Genomic DNA, 237 nt, shown 5'->3' on the forward strand with positions numbered 1-237 from the left:
GTTGGAGACTACAACGTTGATAGGTCAGGTGTGTAAGGACTGCGAGGTCTTGAGCTAACTGATACTAATTGCCCGTGAGGCTTAACCATACAACACCCAAGTAGTTTTACTACGAAGTGTTTGTAGAAGACTGACAGAATAACTTCACGCACTGTAATGAATTGAATAAGAAAACGCTTTTATATTTATAGCTCTAACGAGCAACAGCTTTCAAGATTGTAACCTTTTTGTCTAGCG

Annotated in this window: 1 rRNA gene; it reads left to right on the forward strand. The window is 39.7% G+C overall.

Annotated features, from left to right (window positions below):
* Window positions 1-89, forward strand: a 23S ribosomal RNA gene (locus H4J76_RS19680); the annotation flags it as partial.
* Window positions 90-237: the final 148 nt, after the last annotated feature.

The sequence above is a fragment of the Colwellia sp. BRX9-1 genome, assembly GCF_014077195.1.
GTDB lineage: Bacteria > Pseudomonadota > Gammaproteobacteria > Enterobacterales > Alteromonadaceae > Colwellia_A.